This window comes from Streptomyces sp. NRRL B-24484 (genome assembly GCF_000717715.1).
Taxonomy (GTDB): Bacteria; Actinomycetota; Actinomycetes; order Streptomycetales; family Streptomycetaceae; genus Kitasatospora.
In genome coordinates, this window is sequence record NZ_JOAI01000132.1 from 1 (window position 1) to 948 (window position 948).

A 948-nucleotide genomic window follows, 5' to 3' on the forward strand; every position below is an offset into this window, starting at 1 on the left:
TAGGGCGTGTTTCGAAAGTGCTGGTCAGAGCCATTCGTTGATGGCCGCGACCAGCACGGTCGCCTCGTAGCGCACGGCCAACTTGTCGTACCGCGTGGCCACCGCGCGGTGTCTCTTGAGCCGGTTGATTCCGCACTCCACGGCGTGGCGCTCGCGGTAGTCGGCCTGGTCGAACTTGGGCGGCCGGCCGCCTCGGGAGCCGAGTTTCCTGCGGTTGCGGATCTGGTCCTTCTTCTCCGGGATCGTGCACCGGATCTTGCGTCTGCGCAGGTAGGCGCGGTTCTTGCGGGACCCGTACGCCTTGTCGGCCCGGACCCTGTCCGGCCTGGTGTGCGGCCGGCCTGGGCCAAGGCGCGGCACCCGGATCTTCTCCAGGACGGGCTCGAACTGCGGGGAGTCCCCGCGCTGCCCGGCCGTGATCACGATCGACATCGGCTTCTGGCCCTGCTCGACCGCTAGGTGCAGCTTGGTGGTCAGTCCGCCGCGGGAGCGCCCGAGTCCGTGGTCGTCGGGCTCGGTGTCGACCCCGCCGGGTGGTTCGACCTGCAAATCCCCCTTTTCCGCGCCCCGGCGGCGTGCTGGTGGGCGCGGGCGACGGTGGAGTCGACGTTGATGTCCCAGGTGATCAGGCCCTTCGCGTCGGCCTGGGCCTGCAGCTCGGTGAAGATCCGCTTCCACGTGCCGTTGCGCTGCCACCGGCGGAACAGGTCGTACACCCGGCCCCAGGGGCCGTACCGTTCGGGGACGTCACGCCATGGCGTCCCGGCCCTGGTCCGCCAGCGTATGCCGTCGATCAGCTGCCGCCGGCTCCACTTGGGCGGCCGGCCCTGCTTCTTGCCCTTGGGTAATAAGGGCTCCAGCCGGGCCCACTGCTCGTCAGTCATGTCTCCACGTGCCACGGACCGCGATCATTCCACGCCCCGAACCCACTTTCGAAACACGGCCTAG

General features: G+C 69.0%; 1 protein-coding gene. It reads right to left on the reverse strand.

All coding sequences use genetic code 11. The features are described 5' to 3' along the window. Nucleotides 1-24 precede the first annotated feature (24 nt). Nucleotides 25-884, reverse strand: a protein-coding gene (locus tag IE98_RS47585; protein WP_420706275.1) for an IS5 family transposase whose coding sequence is annotated in 2 segments (ribosomal slippage) — nt 25-552 and nt 555-884 — 858 coding nt in all. Because the reading frame shifts where the segments join, the coding sequence is not laid out codon by codon here. Between the last annotated feature and the right edge of the window lie 64 nt (nt 885-948).